The following is a 20,036-nucleotide window of genomic DNA, read 5'->3' on the forward strand; positions in this document are numbered from 1 at the left end:
TCTCATCCGGTTCGGGTCGCCGCCGCCCGTAGGGCGTGGCCGATCGTCGTGCGCAGCGCCGCGTACTCCGGCGCGCCCCGCAACTCGTCGGGCCCGACACCGCTGCGCGGCAGGTCGACAGGCAGGTCGAGGGCGATCCGTCCGGGGCGGTCGGTCAGCACGACGACCCGGCTGCCGAGGAACACCGCCTCGTCCACGCTGTGGGTGACGAACACACAGGTCCGGCCGGTCTCGGCGCTGACCTGGCGCAGGTCCTCCTGCAACCGTTCCCGGGTCAACGCGTCGAGGGCGGCGAACGGCTCGTCCAGCAGCAGCAACGGGTTCTGCACGGCCAACGCCCGGGCGATGGCGACCCGCTGCTGCTGGCCACCGGAGAGCTGCCAGGTCCGGCGGTGGGCGACGTTCGGCAGCCCGACCCGGTCCAGCAGGTCGGCGACCCGGCGGGCCCGCTCGGCCCGGGGCACGCCGGCGTACCGCAGGCCGAGCCCGACGTTGCCACCGACCGTCGCCCACGGCAGCAGCCTCGGCTGCTGGAACACCAGGCCGGCGTTGCGGCCGGGCACCGGGGTCGCTCCGGCGGCGGTCACCGTGCCGCTGGTCGGTGCCTCGAAGCCGGCGATCAGGCGCAACAGGGTGGTCTTGCCGCAGCCGGACGCGCCGACCAGGACGAGGAAGGTTCCCGGCGTCACGTGCAGGTCGAGCGGACCCAACGCGGTGACCGTCCCGGCCCCCGTCCGGTAGACGTGGGTGACGTCGCGGACGTCGACCGCCGCGTCAGGGCTTGAGGACATCCGGCAGACCCCTGGTGTAGATGGCCGCGGCGAACACCGACGGCTCGGGTACGGCGTCGATCTTCTTCTGGTCCTTGAGGAACACCGCCGCGGCGTGCAGGTTGTCGGCGAGCGCGCCGACCTGGTCCGCCGTGCCCAGCCACTGCGGGCCGGACTGGTCGGCCGGCTTCAGGAACACTCCCTGGCTCAGCTGGCGTCCGGCGTCGGTGGCGCTCAGGTTCAGCTCGCTGCCGACGGCGGTCGCGGCGGCGGTCGGGTCGGTGGCGATGAGGTCGAGCGCCTGGGCCTCGGCCCTGCGCCAGGCGTCGACCGCGGCGGGGTGGGCGTCGGCGAACGCGGTGGAGACCACCCCGAGGTCCAGGGTGGGCTTGCCCGCGGCGGCCAGTTCGCGGCTGGTGACGAGCACCTTCCCGGTCTTCTTCAGCTCGTCCAGGGACGGCAGCCAGGTGTAGGCGGCGTCCAGGTCGCCCCGGCTCCAGGCGGCGAGGATGTCCTGTGGTTCGAGGTCGACCAGGGTGACCTCGGATTCCTTCACCCCCGCCCGGTCGAGCGCGGCGAGGAGGCTGAAGTGCGCGGTCGACGCGAACGGCGTGCCGATCTTCTTGCCGCGCAGCCCGGCGACGGTGGTGACGTTGCCTGCGGTGCGGGCCACCAACGCCTCGTTGTCCCCGGCGACGTCGAGCACGAAGGCCACCTTGTACGGCAGGTTCAGCGGGGCGGACAGCCCGCGCGCGACCGGGCTGGAGCCGATCGCGGCGATGTCCACGCTGTTCGCGGCGAAGGCGGTGTTGATGCTCGCACCGGAGTCGAACTTGGTCCAGGTGATGGTGTAGTCGGGAAGCGCCTGTTCCAGCAGCCGCTTGTTCTTGACGATCAGGTCCCCGCTGGGGAACGCCTGGTAGGCGATCCGGATGCTCTTGCGCTGCGGGTCACCGCCGCCGCTGGCGGCGCCGTCACCGCAGGCCGCGAGCGAGACGGTGGTGAGCGCCGCGACGGCGGTGGCGAGGATACGGGTGACAGGTCGATGCACGGGGCGTCCATTCTTGGCAGCTGACGGCGGGGTCACCCTTGACCGCGCCAGGGAACGAGCCGGTCCTCGGCGGCGCGCAGCAGCGCGTCGATGAGCAGGCCGGACAGACCGATGGCGAACAGGCCGAGCACCACCACGTCGGTCTGCGAGTAACGCTGGGCGTCGCGGACCATGCCCCCGATGCCCGGTACGCCGTTGATGGTCTCGGCCGCGACGACCGACGAGTACGCGATGCCGACGGCGAGCCGGACCCCGGTGAAGATCTCCGGCAACGCGTGCGGCAGCACCACGTCCCAAGTGACCTGCCACCGGCCGCCGCCCAGGGCGCGGGCCGCCTCGACCAGGGTGACCGGTGCGGCGTGGACCGCGGACGCGGTGGCGACCGCGACCGGGGGCAGCGCGGCGATCGCCAGCAGCCACAGCTTCGGTGTCTCGTCGATGCCGAACCAGATGATGAGCAGGCTGAAGTACGCCAGGGGTGGCAGCGCCCGGACGAAGGTGACCACGGGTTCGGTGGCCACCCGGACCCAGGTGACGGTGCCCATCAGCAGGCCGAGCAGGAGGCCGGCCAGCACGCCCACGACCGCACCGACGAGGATCCGGCGCAGACTCACCCCGAGGTGTTCGATCAGCAGGTGGCCGCTGTAGCCCCGGACACCGTCGTGGGTGCCGGAGGTCTGCACGAGGCGTCCCCAGACCGCGCCCGGTGACGGGATGAACGTCGGGTTCTCCACCAGCACGGCGAGGGCCTGCCAGAGCGCCAGCAGGGCCAGCAGCGCGACGGCGCGCAGGAGGACGCGCCGCAGCAGGGGGCCCCGTCGGGGCGGGCGGGCGGCTCGCCCCGACGGTGGGCTGCCGGCGGTGACGCTCGTGCTCTGGGGGGCCTGGACGGCGGTCACGATCTCTCCCGTTGTCGATGACCTACTTTTCCTACAGCTTTAGTAGGTCTTAGACAAGGGCCGGTCCACGGCGTGGAACGAGTGATCGCGCGACACCGACTGGCCCGACGCCGTCCGCGAGGGGCAGGGGACCGGGACCGTCATCGCCCCCGACCACCTGGCCACCGCCCTGGGCGCGCCGTCGGGGAGCTGGTCGTGCTGCACCGCAAGCCCCTGCCGGAGCAGCTCACCGGCGACTGAGCCGCCGGGTGTCAGCCAGCCCGGCGGGGCGGTACGCCGAGCGCGGCGCACGCCTGCTCGTACATCCGCACCACCTCGCGGCGGATCTCGGCCCGCTCGGTGAGCCGGTGGGCGAACGGCAGCCGCACCGGCACCTCGATGTCGTCGACGGTGACGGCGAAGTCCATCCCGTCGGCGTCCAGCCCGGTCACCCGCGCCCGGGTGGCGTCCGGGCAGCCGCCGAGGGTCCGGCAGATCAGCAGCGAGTCCCCGGCGTGGTCGTCGTTCATGTGCCGGCTGACCGCCGACACAGTGTCGGCGTCGAACGGCTGCCCGGTCACGCCACCACCTCCGGCAGCACGGGGCCGACCGGCACGTGCCGGGCCAGGGCCGCGAAGACGGCGCTGTTGTGCCGGTACGCCACCAGCACCTCGTCGAGCAGCGCCGCCTCGTCGGCCGGGCTCAGCGCCATCGCGTCCAACCGCGCCCGGTACGCCTCCTTGTACGCCTTCGGCCTGTCGATCCGGGCGAAGGTGTAGAAGGCCGCCCCCGACTGCCCGGTCAGCCCGTAGCGCCGGGCCACCGCCCGCCCGATGTGCAGGCCACCGGAGAGGTCACCCAGGTAGCGGGTGTAGTGGTGGGCGACGAAGCGGACCGGGGAGGTGCCGGCCACCGCCCGGATGCGCTCGACGTAGGCCACCGTCGCCGGGTCCGGCGCGGTCCGCCGCGCCCAGTCCGGCCCGGCCAGCGCGGTGAGGTCCGCCTCCAGCGCGGGCAGCCGGGTCAACGCGTCGTCGACGAAGACCCCGGCGACCGGGTCCGCCCGCATCGCCTCGGCGGCCGACTCCAACGCCTGGTACAGGGCGTGGTGCTGGACCACCAGGTCGAGGTAACCGGCGAGGTCCAGCTCACCGGCGACCAGGGCGGTGACGTACCGCTGGCCCTCGGCGGCGGTGTGGGCGCCCTGGGTGGCGGCCCGCAACCGGGCCGAGAACGGCAGGGGTGGGGTGTCCATCTATTCCTCCGTGACGCAGGTGGTGCGGGCCGGGCCCCGACGGCGGGGCACGACCAGCGGCAGGCGGGTGTCCGGGTGCGGCACGACCTCGATGTCGTGCCGGTAGACCTCGCTGAGCAGGGGCGCGGTCAGCACCGTGTCGGGGGGTCCGGCGGCCCGGACCCGTCCGTCGGCGAGCAGGGTGACCCGGTCGGCGTACGCGCCGGCCAGGGCGAGGTCGTGCAGCACCACCACGACGGCGTCCCCGGCGGCGGCACGGTCCCGGGCGATCCGCATGACCAACTCCTGGTGGTGCAGGTCGAGGGCGGCGGTCGGTTCGTCGAGCAGCAGCACCCCGGCCCGCTGGGCCAGCACCCGGGCCAGCGCGGCGCGGGCCTGCTCGCCACCGGACAGCGACGGGAAGGGACGGGCGGCGAACCGGATCACGTCGCAGCGGCGCATGGTCTCGGCCACCACCGCGTCGTCGTGGGCCTCCTCGGGTCGGCCGGCCCAGGGCGACCGCCCCATCCGGACCACGTCGACCACGGCGAACGGGAAGCTCAGGACGCTGCGCTGGGTCAGCACCGCGCGGCGCATCGCCAGTTCCACCGCCGACCACTCGGCGAGCGGTCGGCCGTCGACCTCGACCGTGCCGGCGGCGAGCGGCAGGTCACCGCTGACGGCGGCCAGCAGGGTGGACTTGCCGGCGCCGTTCGGGCCGACCAGGGCGTGCAGTTCACCGGCGCGGATGGCGAGGTCGACCCGGTCGAGCACCGGTCGGCCGGCCCGCTCGACCCGTACCCCGGTGGCCCGGACCCGGGTGGAGCCCGGCGTCGTGGCGGCCGGCACCCGGGGCGTCGACCGGCGGCCGAGCAGCCGCAGCGGCCCCCGACGCCGGCGTTCCCGTACGCTCACCACACCCTCCCACCGCGTGTGCCCGCCGGCTGCCCGCTCATGCCCAGCCTCCCGCGCGGTCGCGGGTGCGACGCAGCAGCCAGAAGAAGGCGGGTCCACCGACGACGGCCGAGAGCACCCCCAACGGTAGTTCCTGATAGTCCACGAGGGTACGGGCGGCGAGATCGGCGGCGACGACCACGATCGCGCCGCCGAGCGCGCTGGCCGGCAGCAGCAGCCGGTGCCCGGGGCCGGCGACCATCCGCACCAGGTGGGGCACGACCAGGCCGACGAAGCTGATGATGCCGGTGAAGGCGACCGCCGCCGCGCCGAGCAGCGCGGTGACCACGATCATCCGGACCCGCAGCCGTTCCACGTCGACCCCGAGGTGCCGGGCGGACTTCTCGCCCAGGGCCAGCAGGTCCAGCCGCCGGGCGTCGGCGAGGGTGGCGAGCAGCCCCACCGCGAGGCACGGCGCGGCCAGCGAGACCGCCGACCAGTTGGCCTGGGCCAGGCTGCCCAGGTTCCAGAAGGCGATGGCCTGCACGCCCGACTCGTCGGCGACGAACATCAGCAGCCCGATGGCGGCCCCGGCGACGGCGTTGACGGCGACGCCGGTGAGGACCAGGGTGACCACCTCGGTACGGCCGCCGGAGCGGGCCAGCAGGTAGACCAGCCAGGTGGTGGCGAGGCCACCGGCGAACGCGGCGGCGGGCACCGTCCAGCCGCCGAGGACGGTGACCCCGGTGACGATGGCCAGCGCCGCGCCGACCGCCGCGCCGGCCGAGACGCCGATGACACCCGGTTCGGCCAGCGGGTTGCCGAACACCCCCTGCATGACCGCACCGGCGCAGCCGAGCGCCGCGCCGACGACGGCGGCGAGCGCGACCCGAGGGAAGCGGACCAGCCACAGTGCGCTCTCGCCGTGCACGGCGGCGGGCCGGGGGCCGAGGTCCAGGCCGAGGCGGTGCAGCACCGAGCCGAGCACCTCCGCCGGGGCGACGGCCACCTGCCCCCGGCCGGCGGCGACGAGGGCGACCAGCAGCAGGCCGGCGGTGAGCCCGGTGAGCAGGAGCGGTCCGCGCCGGACCCGACGACGGCGGTCCGGGCCGGCTTCGGTGTCGCCGGTGGCCGGCCGGGTGCCGGTGACGGTCATCGCGGGCCCCGGCAGTGCAGCGCGTCGGCCAACGCCCGGACCACCTGCCCGGAGCGGGTGCCGAAGGTGAGCAGGACACCGTCGTCCATGTCGACGACCCGGCGGGCGACGCCGGCCGGGGTCTGTGCCACCCCGGGAAGCCGGAGCAGGCCGTCGACGCCGCCGACGGACTCCAGTCCCCCGCTCATCACCAGGATCACGTCGGGGGCCGCGTTGATCAGGCCCTCGCTGGTCAGGGGGCGGAACTTCGCCAGGCCGATCGCGCTGCCGGCGTCCACTCCGCCGGCGGCCTCGATCATCGCGTCGCTGCCGGCGCCGCGCCCGCCGATCAGGTAGACCCCGGCGGTGCCGCGCAGGTAGAGGAAGGCGACCCGGGGGGCGGCGTCGGTGGGCGTACCGGCGCGGGCGGCGGCGATGTCGGCCTCGATCCGGTCGACGAGCCGGTCGCCGGCCGCGCCGACGCCGAGCGCCGCCGCGATGGCCCGCACGTGGCCGGGGACCGCGTCGAGGGTCTGTTCGGCGGCGACGAGGACCACCGGGATGCCGGCGGCGCGCAGTTGCCGCAGTGTCTCGGGTGGACCGATGCTGTCGTCGGCGAGGATCACCGTGGGGGCCAGGGCGAGCACCGCCTCGGCGGACAGGTCGTGCCCGGCCGGGGTGACCACCGGCAGGTGCGCGGCGGCCGGGAAGGTGGTGGAGGTGTCCCGGCCGACGACGTTGCCGCCGAGCCCGAGGCTGAACACGATCTCGGCGATCGACCCGTAGAGGTTGACCGGCAGGATGCGGGTGGCGTCGGTGACCGTGGTGACGACGCCGTCGGTGGAGGTGACGGTGGCCGGCAGGGCCGGGGCCGGTGGCGGCGTCAGCGGGGTGACGTCGGTGTCGGGCAGGGCGGCGGTGACCGGGCCGCAGGAGGCAGGTGTGCCCGGCCGGGCCTCGGCGGCCGGGTCGGTGCAGCCGACCAGCGCCCCGGCGAGCAGCACCAGGACGAGCGGCAGCGCGCGCCGGGTCACGACGTGGCCCGACGTCGACGACGCCGGCGCAGACCGGCGAGCAGGACCATCCCGAGCAGGGGCACGACCAGCGCCACGAGCCACCAGCGGCTGGTGTCGGAGGCGGCACTGACCCGGGTCACCTGCGCCTGGTCGCCCGCATCGGCCGGGCCCGCCGGGCCGCCGGTGCCGGCGGGGGCGACGGCGGTGGCGGCGGCCGACGCCGGTGCGCCGCCGGTGGGTGTACCGGCCGCGCCGGTCGGGGCCGCCGCCGGCGGGGTGGTCCGGGCGGCACCGCCGGCACCGGTGGTCGCCGGGGCGGCGGCGGCCGGGGTACGGGTCGGCGCGGGCGCTGCGGCGGCGGCGAAGGTGACGGGCACCCGGACGTCCTGGGAGCGGTCGGCGGTGCGGGTGTGGTCGGCGCGGGAGGCGACCACGCACCGGCGGACGGTGCAGTCGACCGTGCCGATGCGCGGGTTCACGGTGAGGGTCACCCGGAACGAGCCGCCCGGGCCGTACGGGACGGCCAGTCCCTCCCCGTAGGAGGGCGGGTTGGACGAGATCCAGTGTGAGGCGCCGGTGCTGCCGGTGGTGTCGACGCCGCCGCCGCACGGGGTGGGGGCGACGCCGACGCCGTTGTCCACGCAGAAGGCGACGTAGATGCCCTTGGTGACGTCGTACCCGCTGCCGGTGACGGTCACCGTCGCCCCGGTGCGGGACACCCCGCTGGTGGGGGTGGCGGTGAGGGTCTGTCCGGCGGTGCCCCGTCCGGTGCCGGCGTGGGCCGGCGTCGACACAACGCCGATACTGACAGTGATCAGAGTGGCGGTCAGGACGGCGCGACGCAGTGCTCGCATCAGGCTCCCCACATGACGGATCGGGCCGGCTGCCACACCGACCGTAGTTAAGGTTTGCCTAACCTAAGCGACTGTTCCGCTGTTCACAAGGGGTTCTTCGGTCCAAGATCTTCGGCCGGTCGCCCGTGTGCCGCAGCAGTTAGGTTTGCCTAACCTCAACCACTGTCCGTATTGGGCACAAGAGAGGGAGCAGCATGGTCAGATCCAGAACCGGTACCGGTCGGTGGCGGTCGTTGCGCTGGGCGGCGGTCGCCCTGCTCGGCGCATCGACAGTCCTCGTCGGGGTCAGCCCCGCCCAGGCCGCCGGGGCGGAAATCCGCTCCGGCAGCCTGACCTGGGGTTTCAAGGCATCGTTCCGCGCCTACGTGAACACCGGCAACGGCAACCCGCCGATCGCCGCCAGCGACGGCGCCCGCATCAACAGCGACGGCACCTTCACCTTCCCGGCGAAGGGCGGCACGTACGACGCCGGCACCGGCGCCATCGACGCCGAGTACGGCGGGAAAATCGTCTTCTCGTACCCGGCGCACTTCTTCACCATCGCGCTGGCCAACCCGACGATCGTCATGACCGGTGGCACCGCCACCGTCACGGCGGACGTGGACCTCACCAGCACGGCGGCCGAGCCGGTCTCGGTCCGCCAGGCCACCATCGCCACCGTCGCCGTCAGCGACGGCAACCCCGCTGGCAGCGGCGGCACGGTGACCGCGACCGACCTGGCGGCGACGCTGACCGCCGAGGGCGCCTCGGCGTTCAACGGCTTCTACTCCGCCGGCACCGCGCTCGACCCGCTGTCGTTCACCTTCTCCACCGGTGGCGGCGGCGAACCGGCCGCACCGGCGGTCGGCGTCACCCCCGCCACCGGGCTCGACCCGGCCGGGGCGACCGTCACGGTCACCGGCAGCGGCTTCGACCCGGAGGCCAACGGGGCGGCGGGCATCTACGTCTCCTTCGGCCCGAAGGTCGACGAGCACTGGACCAACGCGGGTGTCCTCCAGGTCACCAAGTGGGTCAACAAGACGAACGAGCCGACCGAGGCCCGCGACCGGCTCAACGCCGACGGCACGTTCCGCACCACCCTGCCGATCAGCGCGGTCTACACCGACCGCACCGGCAACCGGGTCGACTGCACGGCCGTGCAGTGCTACGTGATCACCTTCGCCGCCCGGGGCGCGGCCGACCGGAGCCAGGACACCTTCACCCCGGTCACCTTCGCCCGTACGCCGGCCGGCGGCGGCGACGCCGACCAGCAGATCACCACCACCGTCACTGGTGGCGCGCTGACCCTCGGCGTCGCCGGTGCCACGGTCGCCCTGCCTCCGGTCAGCAACGGGCAGGTCACCACCGGGGCGCTCAACGCCGCCACGGTGGCCGACCTGCGCGGCACCAACGCCGGCTGGAGCCTGGTCGGGCAGGTCTCCGACTTCGCCTCGGCCACCGGCGGCGCCATCGCCGCGGACAACCTCGGGTGGACGCCGAACGCCACCGTCGGCACCGACGGCCTCGCCGGCACCCCCGGCGTGGTCACCCCGGGCGCGCCCGCCGCGCCCGGCGCCGGTCTCGGCACCGCCCGGGCGCTGTGCACCTCGGCGACCGGGGCGAGCAACGGCACCTTCACCTGTGGAGCCGAACTCCGGCTCGGGGTTCCGGCGTCCGCTGCGGCGGGCGACTACAGCGCGGTGCTCACCCTCACCCTCTCCTGATTCGGCAACACCCCGGTGGGGCGGGCTCGCCACCCGTCCCACCGGGCCCGATCACCCTTCCGGAGCCCGGCATGTCCCTACGTACCACCCTGACCCGGGCGAGCGCCGTGCTCGCCGCCGCGCTGCTCGTGGCGACCGCACCGCCCGCACCGGCCCCCGCCGCGCCCGCACCGTCGCCCGGCCCGACGGTGGCCGCCGGGGAGACCGGCGCGGCGCGCTGGGCGGTCCAGCCGTCCAGCGCCAAGGGCCCGACCGGGCGTAACTACTTCATCTACGACCTGGCCCCGGGCAGCACCCTGACCGACCACGTCGGCGTCACCAACCTCGGCGACCGCCCGCTCACCTTCGACGTGTACGGCACCGACGCCTACACCTCCACCGACGGGGCGTTCGCCCTGCTGCCGGCGGACCGGCCGGCCACCGACGTGGGCTCGTGGATCAGCGTCGACCGGCGGACGTGGACGATCCCGGCGGGCCGGCGGGTCGACATCCCGTTCCGGCTCACCGTGCCGGCCAACGCCACCCCGGGCGACCACACCGGCGGCGTGATCGGCGCCGTGGCCCGGGTCCGGACCACCGCCGACGGGCAGCGCGTCCTGGTCGACCAGCGACTCGCCGCCCGGGTCTACCTCCGGGTCACCGGCCCGGTCCGGCCCGCCGTCACGGTGGAGGCCGTCGACGTCTCCTACGCCAACCCCGTCAACCCGTTCGGCGGCGGCGACCTGGTGGTCCGCTACCGGCTGCGCAACGACGGCAACGTCCGGGTCGGCGGCAGCGGCACGGTGACCGTACGCGCGCCGTTCGGCCGGGAGCAGGCCCGCACCTCCCCCACCGACCTGCCGGAACTGCTGCCCGGGGCCACCTTCACGGTCACTGAACGGATCACCGGTGTGCCCCCGCTGCTGCGACTGACCGCCGAGGTCGACATCGCGGCGACCACCACGGACACCGCGCTGCCGCCGGTGGTCCGTACCGCCGGGGTCTGGGCCCCGCCGTGGCTGCTGCTGGCCCTGCTCGCCGGGGCGGCCGGCTGGGCCGGGCTGCGGTGGTGGCGACGGCGGGCCGCCGCTACCGCCGGTCGACCGTCCACCCCGGACCCTGCCGGCTCCCCGGCCGCTGCCCCGCGACCGGCCGCGACCGCCTCCCCCGCGCCCGGCGCTGCCACCGGACCGACTCCGGTTACCGCCGACGGGCCGGCTCCGGATGTCGACCCGCGTCCCGACGCCCCGCCCGCCCGATGACCGGGCCGCTGCGTTCCGTCGCACTGTTGGCGGTGGCCGCCGCGCTGGCTCCGGCCCCGGGGGCAACCGCCGCGGCCGGCACCCCGGCGGGCGGTGGTCCCGGCGTCACCGTGCCGGCAGGGACGCTGCGGGTCGGCCAGCGGGTGCTGGTCGGCCTCGACGGCTGGCCGGCCGGCACCGTGCAGGCCGAGGTGTGCGGCAACGCCGCCCGACGCGGGGTGCTCGACTGCGCGACCGGGGCCGCCACCCACGGCCAGGTGCCGCCGTCCGGCCGGGCCACCCTGCCGGTGCTGGTGGCCGCCCCGCCGGTGGCATGCCCCTGCGTGCTGCGGGTCCGCACACCGACCGGCACCGCCACCGCCACCGCCGACCTGACCCTGGCTGGGGTCGACGCCCCGGCGGTCACGCCGACCGTCCCGGCGGGGCTGACCCTGGTGCGGGTACGCGCCGACGACCGGTCCGGGCCGCGCGGCTGGTTCGGCCTGCCTGGCGAACTCGCGGTCCGGATCACCCTGCACAACCCCGGCGCGGAGGACGTCACCGACCCGCCGGTGCAGCTCACCGTCGGGCCGCCCGGACGGGCCCGGACCATCGTGGCCGCTCCGGCGCTGGGCCGCATCGCCGCCGGGCAGACCCGGGAGTACCACCTGCCGGTGTCCACGGGCGCTGCCCCCTTCGGCAACTACGAGGTGGACGGGCGGATCGTGACGCCCGGTCGACCGGTCGCGTTCACCGTGGCGGCCAGCCGGCGGCCCTGGGGGCTGCCGGTGGCGGCGGCCGTGCTCACGGCGGCTCTGCTGTTCGCCCGCCCGGCACGCCGCGCGACATCCCGGGCGGGCTCTACAAGTAAGCATTTGCACAAGTAGAAATTTGTATTAGGGTAGGAGCATGCTCACCGCGCCTGCCGTCGACCCGGAGCCCGACCTCGACGCGGCGTTCGCCGCGCTCGGCGACCCTGTCCGTCGCGCCCTGGTGGCCCGTCTTGCCCGGGGTGACGCCACGGTGGGACAGCTCGCCGAGCCGTTCGACCTGACCACACAGGCGATCTCCCACCACGTCGGGGTCCTACGCCGGTGCGGCCTGGTCGAGCAGCGACGCGAGGGCACCCGACGCCCGTGCCGGCTGCGGGTCGACCGGCTCTCGTTGCTCGGCACCTGGATCGACGAGCAGCGGCGCACCTGGAACGACCGGCTCGACGCGCTCGTCCGACACCTCGACGACAACGGGGCGGCACGGTGACCGACGCACGACTGCACGGCGACGAACTGATCGCCGGCCGGCACCTCGACGTCTCACCCGAGCGGGTATGGGCGGCGTTCACCTCGCCGGCGAGCATCGCCGCCTTCTGGGGCGGCTCGCACGCCACCGTGCCGCCGGGCTCGGTCGCCGTCGACCTGCGCCGCGGCGGGGAGTTCACCCTCGACACCCGCGCGCCGGACGGCCGCACCCGGACGCTCCGGTTCGTCTACGTCCGCGTCGCCGCGCCGCACGAACTCGTCTTCGACGAACCAGTCACCGGTCTACGGACGACCGTCACCCTGCGGCCCGCCGCCGACGGTACCGACCTCACGGTCCACCAGCGACGGCTTCCCGCCGAACTACGCACCGCCCGGGCCGCCGATGGGCTCGCCGCAATCCTCGACGCCCTTGCCGCACATCTGCACCGACCGACCGGAGGGCCACCCACGCCATGACCCGACCGACCCAACGCCACCTCGTCGCGGAATACTTCGCCGGGTTCCGCACCGGCGACCACCCGCGCATCCTCACCACCCTCACCGACGACGTCGAGTGGGTCATCCATGGCCACCGGAGCACCCACGGCCAGACCGAGTTCGACGACGAGATCGAGAACCCCGCGTTCACCGGCAGCCCCGCGCTCGACGTCCACCGCGTCATCGAGGACGGGCCGGTCGTCGTGGTCACCGGCGAGGGCCGGGGGTCGAGCGTCGATCACGGACCGTTCCACTTCGCCTTCAACGACCTGTTCACCTTCCGCGACGGCCTGATCGCCCGGGTGGACTCCTACGTCGTGCCGCTGCGTTGACGTCGCGTACCGGTGTGGCCTGTGGAAACGCGCTGTCCGGGGTGCCGTGGGGGCACCGGCCCGCGGTGGGCGTGGGCCCGGCCGGGGCGGGACCGTCCGCGCCCGACCGCCGACGGACGGTCGGAGGAGCGCCGGTACGCACAGGGCACGCGACGCAGATGAGTGCGGGGTGGCCCCCTGACCGGGCCACCCCGCGTTCGCACCCCTCACCGGCGGGCGGGTACGACAGTCCGCCGGCCGGTCCTGACGGGGGCGCGGGTCAGAAACGCGCCCAGTCGTCGGCGGCGGGACGCCACACGTCGATGTTGCGTGGGTCCACCGCCATCCGCCGGGCCCGGTGGGTCTCGTGCTCCTCCGGGGTGAACACCCGGTGCCTGTCGCACAGCTCGTAGCGCGGCCCGTGCCGGGTGTCGTGCATGTAGAAGGCGATCGACGTGGACGCCGAGTGGTTGACCAGGTCGGAGGCGATCGGGACCTGCTTGTACTGGGCCCGTGCCCGGCCGCGCATCACGTGGTCGAAGCTCTTCATCATGAAGCACAGGTGCGCGACGTAGAACTCGTTGTTGCGCTGGATCGCCAGGCTGTGGTGGTAGCGGTCCTCGCTGCGCAGGAAGACCGTGACGTCGCCGACGTGGTCGGACTCCAGGAAGCCGAGCACCTTGGTGTAGAAGGCCAGTGTCTCGTCGTACTTGTCGGTGGCGAGGAACGGGTGCACCAGGTCCAGCGGGCGCAGCTCGATCAGCGGCGGCTCGGCGTACTCCTGGAACTCGGTGAACAGCTCGACGATCAGCCCGTTGGGGTCGCGGACGGCGAAGCCCCGCTGGACCAGGCCCTTGACCCGGTCGGCCAGCTCGAACACCTCGTGCCCGGCGGCGGTGACCCGGTCGCGCAGGTCGTCCAGGACGGCGTCGTTCTCGACGCTGAACCCGACCGCGGTGGTCCACGACTCGGTGCGCTGCGGCGCGGCGACCAGCTCGATGCTGTGGTGTTCGAGGTCGGCGCGCAGGAAGGCGTACTCGTCGTCGTGCTGTTCCAGTTGCAGCCCGACGTGGTACTGGAGGAACTCGATGGAGGCGGCCAGGTCGGGCACCTCGATCCGGGCGTACTCCATGCCGTAGGGCCCACGGCGGCGGGCGGTGGCCTCGGTGGTCATCTGTGACCCCTCTCGATGGGCTGGGCGTCCCCGGCGGTGGGGAGACTGACGATGGCCTGACGCTCGATGACCGGACGCCAGCGTTCCCTGACGAACCGCTCGTGCGAGTCGCTGTGCAGGTAGTCGAGCAGGTCCTGCTCGGTGGGGAACTCCACGACGAAGCCGTGGGTCATGCTGGTGTCGCGGGTGCTGACGTTGACCCCGCTGCGCCAGTTGCGCATGGCGGGATAGCGGCTCGGGAAGGTCTCCAGCTCGGCTAGGACGGACTCGGCCGCGCCGGGCGGCAGGTCGTCGCGGAACCGGAAGACCAGCATGTGGGTGATCATGGCGGCCGGCTCAGAGGATGAAGCTGAGTCGGGCGCCGGGGTCCATCGACTCCATCACCGGGACGGCCCGGCGCAGCCGGAACCGCAGCCCGTCCGGGTCGACCTTGAGCACGTGCTCGTAGCGGCCGACGTAGGTGTAGGCGCCGTTGTCGCGGTAGCGGTGGATGATGAAGTTGGCGCTGATCCAGACGGTTTCCGCGCCGGCCTCCAGCAGCAGCACGTTGGAGACCATCCGGTGGGTCCGCGAGTGCGGGTTCTCGGCGTGCGCCTTGCGGCTCTTGAGCCGCTTGACCCGGGCCTGGATCAGCTCGTAGTCGTCGGCCACGAAGTACCCGGCGGTGGTGGCGTCCCAGCCGGCCCAGTCGGTGGTCGGGACCTCCAGCCGGCCACCCGGTTCGATGAGGGTGAGCCACTCGTCGAGCCGCCACTCGTCGAGCAGTTGCGCCTCCCGGTAGAGGAACTCCTCCACCTCGGCCCGGGTCACCTCGCGCGATGCCACACTGACCACTCCCCCACGGCTCCCGGCCGTCGTCGACGCGCTCACTTGCCCGCACCTCCCGCGGCGGGTCCGGCGGCGGGCGTACCGGCCGGCGGGTCGCCGGCCACGCTGGTGCCCGCCCCGACCTTTTCGGCCCAGCGCCGCCAGAAGCTGCGCATCGCGCCCTCGTCGATCGAGCGGCCCTGGTTGCCCTGCTTCTCGTTGGCCATGCCCCGCGACATGTCGCTCCAGTCGTGGGCGGGGTCGACCGAGTCGGCGGTCGCGGTGATGCCGCGCTGCACCGCCTCGTACGCCTCGATGTCGTCGGGGGTGGCCAGGCCGCCCGGCCCGACGAAGCTGACCATCGTCTTGATCCGCAGCGCGCGGACCGACTCCGGCTCGCCGACCTCGACGAACTGCCACGCCCGCACGTCGGTGCGGTCGGCGGCGACCGGTTCGAGTTGCCGGATGGTCAGCGCCTCCAGGTCGAACAGCAGCAGGTTGGGGAAGACGAACAGGATGCGGCTGGCGTCGGCCACCTCGGCGGCGAGTTCGGGGCCGAGGCGGGCCTCCAGCTCGCGGCGCTTGGCGACGGTGCGGGTCTTCTCCTCGTCGCCGAAGCGGGGCTCCCAGACCATCCCGATCCGGCCGTTGTGCCCGGTGAGCACCAGCAGCCCGTGGCCGCCGCCGAGGTCGTAGGCGTACTGGTCGTCGTCGGTGACGGCGAACCCGGTCTCGCGCAGGTAGCCGACGAAGGTGTTGTGGGTGGGGGCGAAGTGGTAGCCGTCCATCGCGTTCTCGACGGCGAGTTTCCAGTTGCCCTTCACGCTGTAGAGCTGCACGCCCGGCAGGGTGGTCATGCCGTGCTCGCCGATCTTCGCGGTCAGCGACATGTAGTGCGCGGCCGGCCCGAGGTGGGTCAGCAGGTCGGGCACGTCCGGGTCGAAGGCGACGAAGACGAACCCCTCGTGGATCTGGAGCCGGGGCACCTGGCGCAGGGCCATCGACGCCCGGAAGGCGGGGTCGTCGGGGTACGCGTCGTCGCCGGGCAGCGCGGCCAGTTCGCCGGAGTTGCTGAACGCCCAGGCGTGGTAGAAGCACTGGAAGAACTTCGTGTTGCCCTCGCTGTGCCGGCACAGCACGGTGCCCCGGTGGGTGCAGGCGTTGAAGAAGGCCCGCACCTCGCCGCCGGCGTCCCGGCAGAAGATCAGCGGTCGACCGCCGAGGGTGCGGGTCTTGAAGTCACCCGCCTTCGGGATCTCGGTCTCGTGGCCGAGATAGAGCCAGGTGTGATTCCAGATCCGGTCGATCTCGGTCCGGAACACCTCGGGGTCGCGGTACGCCGAGCGGTGCACCCGGAACCGCAGCGCCTCCCAGTCCTCGTCGATCATCGCGCCGTCACCGGTGGCACCGAGCGGACGTACCGGCGTCTGCTGCGCCATCACCTCACCGCCTTCTACGTCATGCGAGACAGCATCTCGCTACACGATGCTGCTACTCGGCCATGGCAACTGTCAAGAGCAGGGCAGACTCCGGCACCGGGTTACTCGCTGTTAATACGAACGCAACACGCAACGGTTGCTTCGCCGGTCACGATCCCCTGCATCCGACGTGGCCCGGCCGATCCGCCCGACCCCGATCGCCGGCCCTCGGACGCGGCCCGCGCATCCCGTCGCCGGCCGCCGGCCACCCGCACCGGGCCGCGCCGTCCCGTCGCACCGCCAGCCGGTGTCACCCCTTCCGGAGGATGTCATGCTCCAGCCGCACGATGGCCCGATCGGTGGAACCCACTACCTGCCGAGCACCCCCGACACCTGCCTGTGGGGCCGGTTGCCCAACCGGCGGCACGAACCCGTGCTGCGGGTCGGCTCCGGCGAGACCGTGACCATCGACACGCTCAGCCACGAGGGCATCCTGGAGGACCAGGGCCGCGACCCGGTCGGCTTCCTCAAGCAGTTCGACGTGCCAGGCGACCAGGTCCTCGCCGACGCCCGCGACCTGGCCGCCTCCGACGTCGCCCACGACTACGACGCCGACGGCCCGCACGTGGTCACCGGCCCGGTCGCGGTGGCCGGGGCCGAACCCGGCGACCTGCTCCGGGTCGAGGTGCTCGACCTGCTCGTCCGCGCCCCGTACGGCTTCATCAGCAGCCGGCACGGCTACGGCGCGCTGCCCGGCGAGTACCCGCTCACCCCGCCCGACCCCGGCCCGGACGCCGAGGGCCCCCGGGAGTACGGCACCGTCTCCCACTTCACCCGGGTGCTGCACAGCGGCGGACGGCTGCTCGGCACCCTGCCGTACGGCGACGGGCGGGCCGCCACCTTCCCGCTGGCCCCGTTCCTCGGCCTGATGGGCGTCGCCGTGGACACCGACGAGCCGGTGCACTCGGTGCCGCCCGGCGCGTTCGGCGGCAACCTCGACATCAACGAACTCCAGGTCGGCTCCACCCTCTACCTGCCGGTGCAACTGCCCGGGGCGGGCTTCTACGCCGGCGACCCGCACTACGCCCAGGGCGACGGCGAGGTGGCGCTGACCGCCCTGGAGGCACCGCTGCGGGCCACCCTGCGGCTGTCGGTGATCCCCCGGGCGCAGGCCGGTGGCCTGCTCGGGGCCGTCGACGGGCCGTTCGGCGAGACCGCCACCCACTGGCTGCCGGTCGGCCTGCACGGCGACCTCGACGAGGCGATGCGTCGGGCCGTCCGGGCCGCCGTCGACTTCCTCGTCCGCACCCAGGGCATGCCGCCGCAGACCGCGCTGGCCTACCTGAGCGCCGCCGCCGACTTCGAGGTGAGCCAGGTCGTCGACGGGGTGAAGGGCATCCACTGCCTGATCCGCAAGGCCGACTTCCCGGCCCACTTCTGACCGGCCACCGCCGACCGGCCCGTGGCGCTGCGCCGCGGGCCGGGGGCGGCGCACCGCCCCGCGCGAGGTCGCCGCCACGCCGCTGCCCCCGACCGGGACAGGCCGGGGGCAGCGGGCGCAGCCGGCCGGAGCCGGGCCGCACCGTCGCCGACAGGCAGCATGCGACGGGCGGCAGGACCGGGGACCGCGGCGGCGACGGCCGGGCCGGGCGGCGCTGCCCGGCCGGGCCGACGGGGTGGGGTTCAGGCGGCGGTGGGGACCTCGACGCGACGGGGTGCGGCCTCCATCGCCCCGGGCCGGGTGACCGTCACCGCCGCCGCCCGGCTCGCCCACCGGGCCGCCTCGTCGATCGCCGCGCCGTCGAGCAGCGCGTCGGCCAGGGCGGCGCAGAAGGTGTCCCCGGCGCCGGTGGCGTCGACCGCGTCGACCCGCTCCGCCGGGATCAGCCACTGCCGGTCGGTGGTGACGACCAGCGCGCCGTCGCCGCCGAGGGTCACCACCACCGGCCCCCGGGTGCCCAGCGACCGGGCCAGCGCGGCCAGCGCGTCGACCCCGGCGTCCGTCGGCGGCACGCCGGCCAGGGCGGCCAGCTCACCCCGGTTGGGCACCAGTACGTCGACCCGGGCCAGGGTCGCCGGGTCGACCGGGCGGGCCGGTGCCGGGTTGAGCACCACCAGCCCCTCGGCCAGCCGGACCGCCTCGGCCACCACCGCGGCGTCGACCTCCTGTTGCAGCAGCACCGCCCGCGCCGACCCGAGCAGGTCCCGCAGCGGGCCGAGATGCTCGGGCGCGAGCCACATGTTCGCCCCCGAGCTGACCGCGATGGTGCTGTCGCCGTCGGCGGTGACCAGCACGATCGCCTGCCCCGTGGGCCGGGGGGCGCGCACCACCGCCTCGGTGGCCACCCCCTCGGCGGCGATCAGCCCGAGCAGCCAGTCGCCGTCGGCGTCGATGCCGACCGCGCCGACCATCGCTACCCGGCGACCCAGCCGGGCGGCCGCGACGGCCTGGTTGGCGCCCTTGCCGCCGCCGGCCCGCCGATGGTCGGCCGCGCCGAGCACGGTCTGCCCGGGGGCGGGCAGCTCGTGCAGCGGCACCACCACGTCCACGTTGAGGCTGCCCACCACCACGATGTCGGTCATCGCCGGTCAGCCCTGCCCGGGACGCCAGGCGTGCGGCAGGAAGTCCGCCCGGGGCGGGGCGAAGACGTCCACGTTGATGCACGGGCCCTCGGTCGGTTCGATGTAGTGCTCCGCGCCGCGCGGCACCAGCAGCATCGAGCCCGGCCCCATCGGGTGCGGCACGCCGTCGACGTAGTAGTTGCACCGGCCGCCGAGGATCAGCACCAGCTGGTCGAAGTCGTCGTGGTGGTGCGGGTTGAGGTCCATCCCGACGGCCAGTTCGTGCCAGGCGAAGAGGACCTCGTCGGTGGCGTACACCTTGCGGCGCACCCCGGGCCGGACGTCGGTGGCCGGGATGTCGTCCCAGTTGACCGAGGTGCGGTAGAGCTGCGGGTTGAGCATGTGAACGCGTCCCTTCTCGGGCGGGTCAGAGGGGTGCGGCGAGCCGACGCAGGCCGGTGCCGAGCAGGTGCAGGTCCGAGCCGACGACGAGGTAACGCGCGTCGGTGAGGCCACAGCGGTCCAGCGCCACGGCGGACCGCTCGGGCACCCAGCCGCCGAGGTGGGTCCCGGTCGTGCGGGCCGCGGCGGCGATGTCCCCGGTACGCCGCAGCAGCGGCCCCGGGTCGTCGGTGGTCGCCAGGCCCAGGCTCACCGCCAGGTCGGTGGTCCCGACGAAGCCCACGTCCACCCCGGCCAGCAGGGCGGGCAGCGGGTCGTCGGTGGTCGCCGTCTCGATCTGGGCCACCAGTACGGGCGGGTGCTCGGCCTCCACCGCGAGGTAGCGGTCCAGGCCGTCGCCGCCGTACCCGGCCGACGGGTGCGCCAGGCTGATGCTGCGCCGCCCGTGCGGGGCGTACCGGCTGGCCGAGCGCAGCGCCTCGACGTCGGCCCGGCGGCGGACGGTCGACAGCTGGATCCCGACGGCCCCGGCCTCCAGCAGCCGGTTGACCTGGCCGGGGTCGACGGCCGGCACCCGGACCAGTGCCGGCAGGCCGGCCAGGGCGGCGAGCCGGAGCTGGTCGGTGGCGGTCCGCTCGTCCAGGCCGGAGTGCTCCAGGTCGATCACGACGAAGTCGAGTCCGGAGCGGGCGGCCAGGGCGATCACGTCACCGCCGGGCAGCTTGACGAAGGTGCCGGCGAGCTGGCCCCCGGCGCGCAGCGTCGCCCGCAGCCGGGCGCGGTGGCCGTGCACGCCGGTCGGCGGGGTCGGCTCGACCGATGTCGACGGGGTCGGCCGCAGCTCGCCCGACACCGGCCCGACGGCGGACAT

General features: G+C 74.4%; 23 protein-coding genes. 7 read left to right on the forward strand and 16 right to left on the reverse strand.

All coding sequences use genetic code 11. The annotated features are described in order from the left end of the window. Positions 1-2 precede the first annotated feature (2 nt). The 9 genes from Q2K16_RS07460 to Q2K16_RS07500 form a co-directional block, all read right to left on the reverse strand. A complete protein-coding gene (locus tag Q2K16_RS07460; protein WP_302744347.1) occupies positions 3-791 on the reverse strand; it encodes an ABC transporter ATP-binding protein in 789 nt (262 codons plus the stop codon). Then, positions 775-1,821: a taurine ABC transporter substrate-binding protein gene (locus tag Q2K16_RS07465; protein WP_302744348.1), complete on the reverse strand. Its 1,047-nt coding sequence runs from the start codon at positions 1,819-1,821 to the stop codon at positions 775-777. The genes Q2K16_RS07460 and Q2K16_RS07465 overlap by 17 nt, the downstream gene beginning before the upstream one ends. A 32-nt stretch (positions 1,822-1,853) precedes the next feature. Further along, a complete protein-coding gene (locus tag Q2K16_RS07470; RefSeq protein WP_302744349.1) occupies positions 1,854-2,720 on the reverse strand; it encodes an ABC transporter permease in 867 nt (288 codons plus the stop codon). Between the two features lie 251 nt (positions 2,721-2,971). Next, positions 2,972-3,280, reverse strand: a complete 309-nt coding sequence (locus tag Q2K16_RS07475; RefSeq protein WP_302744350.1) for a DUF2470 domain-containing protein — start codon at positions 3,278-3,280, stop codon at positions 2,972-2,974. After that, positions 3,277-3,954 carry a biliverdin-producing heme oxygenase gene (locus Q2K16_RS07480; protein ID WP_302744351.1) on the reverse strand — a complete coding sequence of 226 codons (678 nt, stop codon included), beginning with the start codon at positions 3,952-3,954 and terminating at the stop codon, positions 3,277-3,279. The genes Q2K16_RS07475 and Q2K16_RS07480 overlap by 4 nt, the downstream gene beginning before the upstream one ends. Continuing rightward, positions 3,955-4,848: a heme ABC transporter ATP-binding protein gene (locus Q2K16_RS07485; RefSeq protein WP_302744352.1), complete on the reverse strand. Its 894-nt coding sequence runs from the start codon at positions 4,846-4,848 to the stop codon at positions 3,955-3,957. 37 nt (positions 4,849-4,885) lie between these two features. Further along, entirely contained in the window at positions 4,886-5,983 is a 1,098-nt protein-coding gene (locus Q2K16_RS07490) for a FecCD family ABC transporter permease (RefSeq protein ID WP_302744353.1), read from the reverse strand. After that, positions 5,980-6,996: a heme/hemin ABC transporter substrate-binding protein gene (locus tag Q2K16_RS07495; protein ID WP_302744354.1), complete on the reverse strand. Its 1,017-nt coding sequence runs from the start codon at positions 6,994-6,996 to the stop codon at positions 5,980-5,982. Before Q2K16_RS07495 ends, Q2K16_RS07490 begins: the two co-directional genes overlap by 4 nt. After that, a complete protein-coding gene (locus Q2K16_RS07500) occupies positions 6,993-7,832 on the reverse strand; it encodes a hypothetical protein (RefSeq protein WP_302744355.1) in 840 nt (279 codons plus the stop codon). The genes Q2K16_RS07495 and Q2K16_RS07500 overlap by 4 nt, the downstream gene beginning before the upstream one ends. 194 nt (positions 7,833-8,026) lie before the next feature. Here Q2K16_RS07500 and Q2K16_RS07505 point away from each other — a divergent pair, with 194 nt between their 5' ends. From Q2K16_RS07505 to Q2K16_RS07530, 6 genes are all read left to right on the forward strand, one after another. Continuing rightward, positions 8,027-9,535, forward strand: coding sequence for an HtaA domain-containing protein (locus Q2K16_RS07505; RefSeq protein WP_302744356.1), 1,509 nt, complete (start codon positions 8,027-8,029; stop codon positions 9,533-9,535). 71 nt (positions 9,536-9,606) lie between these two features. Next, positions 9,607-10,776 carry a WxL protein peptidoglycan domain-containing protein gene (locus Q2K16_RS07510; RefSeq protein ID WP_302744357.1) on the forward strand — a complete coding sequence of 390 codons (1,170 nt, stop codon included), beginning with the start codon at positions 9,607-9,609 and terminating at the stop codon, positions 10,774-10,776. After that, positions 10,773-11,642 carry a hypothetical protein gene (locus Q2K16_RS07515; RefSeq protein ID WP_302744358.1) on the forward strand — a complete coding sequence of 290 codons (870 nt, stop codon included), beginning with the start codon at positions 10,773-10,775 and terminating at the stop codon, positions 11,640-11,642. Before Q2K16_RS07510 ends, Q2K16_RS07515 begins: the two co-directional genes overlap by 4 nt. A 22-nt stretch (positions 11,643-11,664) precedes the next feature. Continuing rightward, positions 11,665-12,015, forward strand: coding sequence for an ArsR/SmtB family transcription factor (locus Q2K16_RS07520; RefSeq protein WP_302744359.1), 351 nt, complete (start codon positions 11,665-11,667; stop codon positions 12,013-12,015). Continuing rightward, complete coding sequence (locus Q2K16_RS07525) at positions 12,012-12,470, forward strand: SRPBCC family protein (RefSeq protein WP_302744361.1); 459 nt, start codon at positions 12,012-12,014, stop codon at positions 12,468-12,470. The genes Q2K16_RS07520 and Q2K16_RS07525 overlap by 4 nt, the downstream gene beginning before the upstream one ends. Continuing rightward, the gene (locus Q2K16_RS07530; protein ID WP_302744362.1) at positions 12,467-12,823 is read left to right on the forward strand and encodes a nuclear transport factor 2 family protein; all 357 of its coding nucleotides are present in this window, start codon (positions 12,467-12,469) and stop codon (positions 12,821-12,823) included. Before Q2K16_RS07525 ends, Q2K16_RS07530 begins: the two co-directional genes overlap by 4 nt. 259 nt (positions 12,824-13,082) lie before the next feature. Here Q2K16_RS07530 and Q2K16_RS07535 read toward each other — a convergent pair whose 3' ends face one another. Genes Q2K16_RS07535 through Q2K16_RS07550 form a run of 4 tightly spaced genes read right to left on the reverse strand, consistent with a single transcriptional unit; the run spans position 13,083 to position 16,222 of the window. Then, positions 13,083-13,976, reverse strand: coding sequence for a VOC family protein (locus tag Q2K16_RS07535; RefSeq protein ID WP_302744363.1), 894 nt, complete (start codon positions 13,974-13,976; stop codon positions 13,083-13,085). Continuing rightward, the gene (locus tag Q2K16_RS07540; RefSeq protein ID WP_302744364.1) at positions 13,973-14,290 is read right to left on the reverse strand and encodes a Dabb family protein; all 318 of its coding nucleotides are present in this window, start codon (positions 14,288-14,290) and stop codon (positions 13,973-13,975) included. The genes Q2K16_RS07535 and Q2K16_RS07540 overlap by 4 nt, the downstream gene beginning before the upstream one ends. Positions 14,291-14,312: 22 nt before the next feature. Beyond that, positions 14,313-14,801 carry an aromatic-ring-hydroxylating dioxygenase subunit beta gene (locus Q2K16_RS07545; RefSeq protein ID WP_158224284.1) on the reverse strand — a complete coding sequence of 163 codons (489 nt, stop codon included), beginning with the start codon at positions 14,799-14,801 and terminating at the stop codon, positions 14,313-14,315. 41 nt (positions 14,802-14,842) lie between these two features. After that, a complete protein-coding gene (locus Q2K16_RS07550; RefSeq protein ID WP_302744365.1) occupies positions 14,843-16,222 on the reverse strand; it encodes an aromatic ring-hydroxylating oxygenase subunit alpha in 1,380 nt (459 codons plus the stop codon). A gap of 310 nt (positions 16,223-16,532) precedes the next feature. On the opposite strand from Q2K16_RS07550, the gene Q2K16_RS07555 reads away from it, so the two are divergent. Continuing rightward, positions 16,533-17,642 carry an acetamidase/formamidase family protein gene (locus Q2K16_RS07555; protein ID WP_302744367.1) on the forward strand — a complete coding sequence of 370 codons (1,110 nt, stop codon included), beginning with the start codon at positions 16,533-16,535 and terminating at the stop codon, positions 17,640-17,642. Between the two features lie 242 nt (positions 17,643-17,884). On the opposite strand, the gene Q2K16_RS07560 is transcribed toward Q2K16_RS07555, so the two are convergent. Genes Q2K16_RS07560 through Q2K16_RS07570 form a run of 3 tightly spaced genes read right to left on the reverse strand, consistent with a single transcriptional unit; the run spans position 17,885 to position 20,036 of the window. Next, positions 17,885-18,784, reverse strand: a complete 900-nt coding sequence (locus tag Q2K16_RS07560) for a ribokinase (protein WP_302744368.1) — start codon at positions 18,782-18,784, stop codon at positions 17,885-17,887. Positions 18,785-18,790: 6 nt separating this feature from the next. After that, a complete protein-coding gene (locus Q2K16_RS07565) occupies positions 18,791-19,165 on the reverse strand; it encodes a cupin domain-containing protein (RefSeq protein WP_088647236.1) in 375 nt (124 codons plus the stop codon). A 25-nt stretch (positions 19,166-19,190) separates the two neighbouring features. Further along, positions 19,191-20,036, reverse strand: a complete 846-nt coding sequence (locus Q2K16_RS07570; RefSeq protein ID WP_302744369.1) for an HpcH/HpaI aldolase family protein — start codon at positions 20,034-20,036, stop codon at positions 19,191-19,193.

Source organism: Micromonospora cynarisoli (assembly GCF_030518815.1).
In the GTDB taxonomy this organism is placed as follows: Bacteria; Actinomycetota; Actinomycetes; order Mycobacteriales; family Micromonosporaceae; genus Micromonospora; species Micromonospora wenchangensis.

What these genes read in the sequence shown, in the direction of transcription:
- Q2K16_RS07460 (WP_302744347.1), bottom strand. Translation starts at nt 791, where the DNA reads ATGTCCTCAAGCCCTGACGCGGCGGTCGACGTCCGCGACGTCACCCAC.
- Q2K16_RS07480 (WP_302744351.1), bottom strand. Translation starts at nt 3,954, where the DNA reads ATGGACACCCCACCCCTGCCGTTCTCGGCCCGGTTGCGGGCCGCCACC.
- Q2K16_RS07490 (WP_302744353.1), bottom strand. Translation starts at nt 5,983, where the DNA reads ATGACCGTCACCGGCACCCGGCCGGCCACCGGCGACACCGAAGCCGGC.
- Q2K16_RS07500 (WP_302744355.1), bottom strand. Translation starts at nt 7,832, where the DNA reads ATGCGAGCACTGCGTCGCGCCGTCCTGACCGCCACTCTGATCACTGTC.
- Q2K16_RS07505 (WP_302744356.1), top strand. Translation starts at nt 8,027, where the DNA reads ATGGTCAGATCCAGAACCGGTACCGGTCGGTGGCGGTCGTTGCGCTGG.
- Q2K16_RS07510 (WP_302744357.1), top strand. Translation starts at nt 9,607, where the DNA reads ATGTCCCTACGTACCACCCTGACCCGGGCGAGCGCCGTGCTCGCCGCC.
- Q2K16_RS07515 (WP_302744358.1), top strand. Translation starts at nt 10,773, where the DNA reads ATGACCGGGCCGCTGCGTTCCGTCGCACTGTTGGCGGTGGCCGCCGCG.
- Q2K16_RS07520 (WP_302744359.1), top strand. Translation starts at nt 11,665, where the DNA reads ATGCTCACCGCGCCTGCCGTCGACCCGGAGCCCGACCTCGACGCGGCG.
- Q2K16_RS07530 (WP_302744362.1), top strand. Translation starts at nt 12,467, where the DNA reads ATGACCCGACCGACCCAACGCCACCTCGTCGCGGAATACTTCGCCGGG.
- Q2K16_RS07535 (WP_302744363.1), bottom strand. Translation starts at nt 13,976, where the DNA reads ATGACCACCGAGGCCACCGCCCGCCGCCGTGGGCCCTACGGCATGGAG.
- Q2K16_RS07540 (WP_302744364.1), bottom strand. Translation starts at nt 14,290, where the DNA reads ATGCTGGTCTTCCGGTTCCGCGACGACCTGCCGCCCGGCGCGGCCGAG.
- Q2K16_RS07550 (WP_302744365.1), bottom strand. Translation starts at nt 16,222, where the DNA reads ATGGCGCAGCAGACGCCGGTACGTCCGCTCGGTGCCACCGGTGACGGC.
- Q2K16_RS07555 (WP_302744367.1), top strand. Translation starts at nt 16,533, where the DNA reads ATGCTCCAGCCGCACGATGGCCCGATCGGTGGAACCCACTACCTGCCG.
- Q2K16_RS07560 (WP_302744368.1), bottom strand. Translation starts at nt 18,784, where the DNA reads ATGACCGACATCGTGGTGGTGGGCAGCCTCAACGTGGACGTGGTGGTG.
- Q2K16_RS07565 (WP_088647236.1), bottom strand. Translation starts at nt 19,165, where the DNA reads ATGCTCAACCCGCAGCTCTACCGCACCTCGGTCAACTGGGACGACATC.
- Q2K16_RS07570 (WP_302744369.1), bottom strand. Translation starts at nt 20,036, where the DNA reads ATGTCCGCCGTCGGGCCGGTGTCGGGCGAGCTGCGGCCGACCCCGTCG.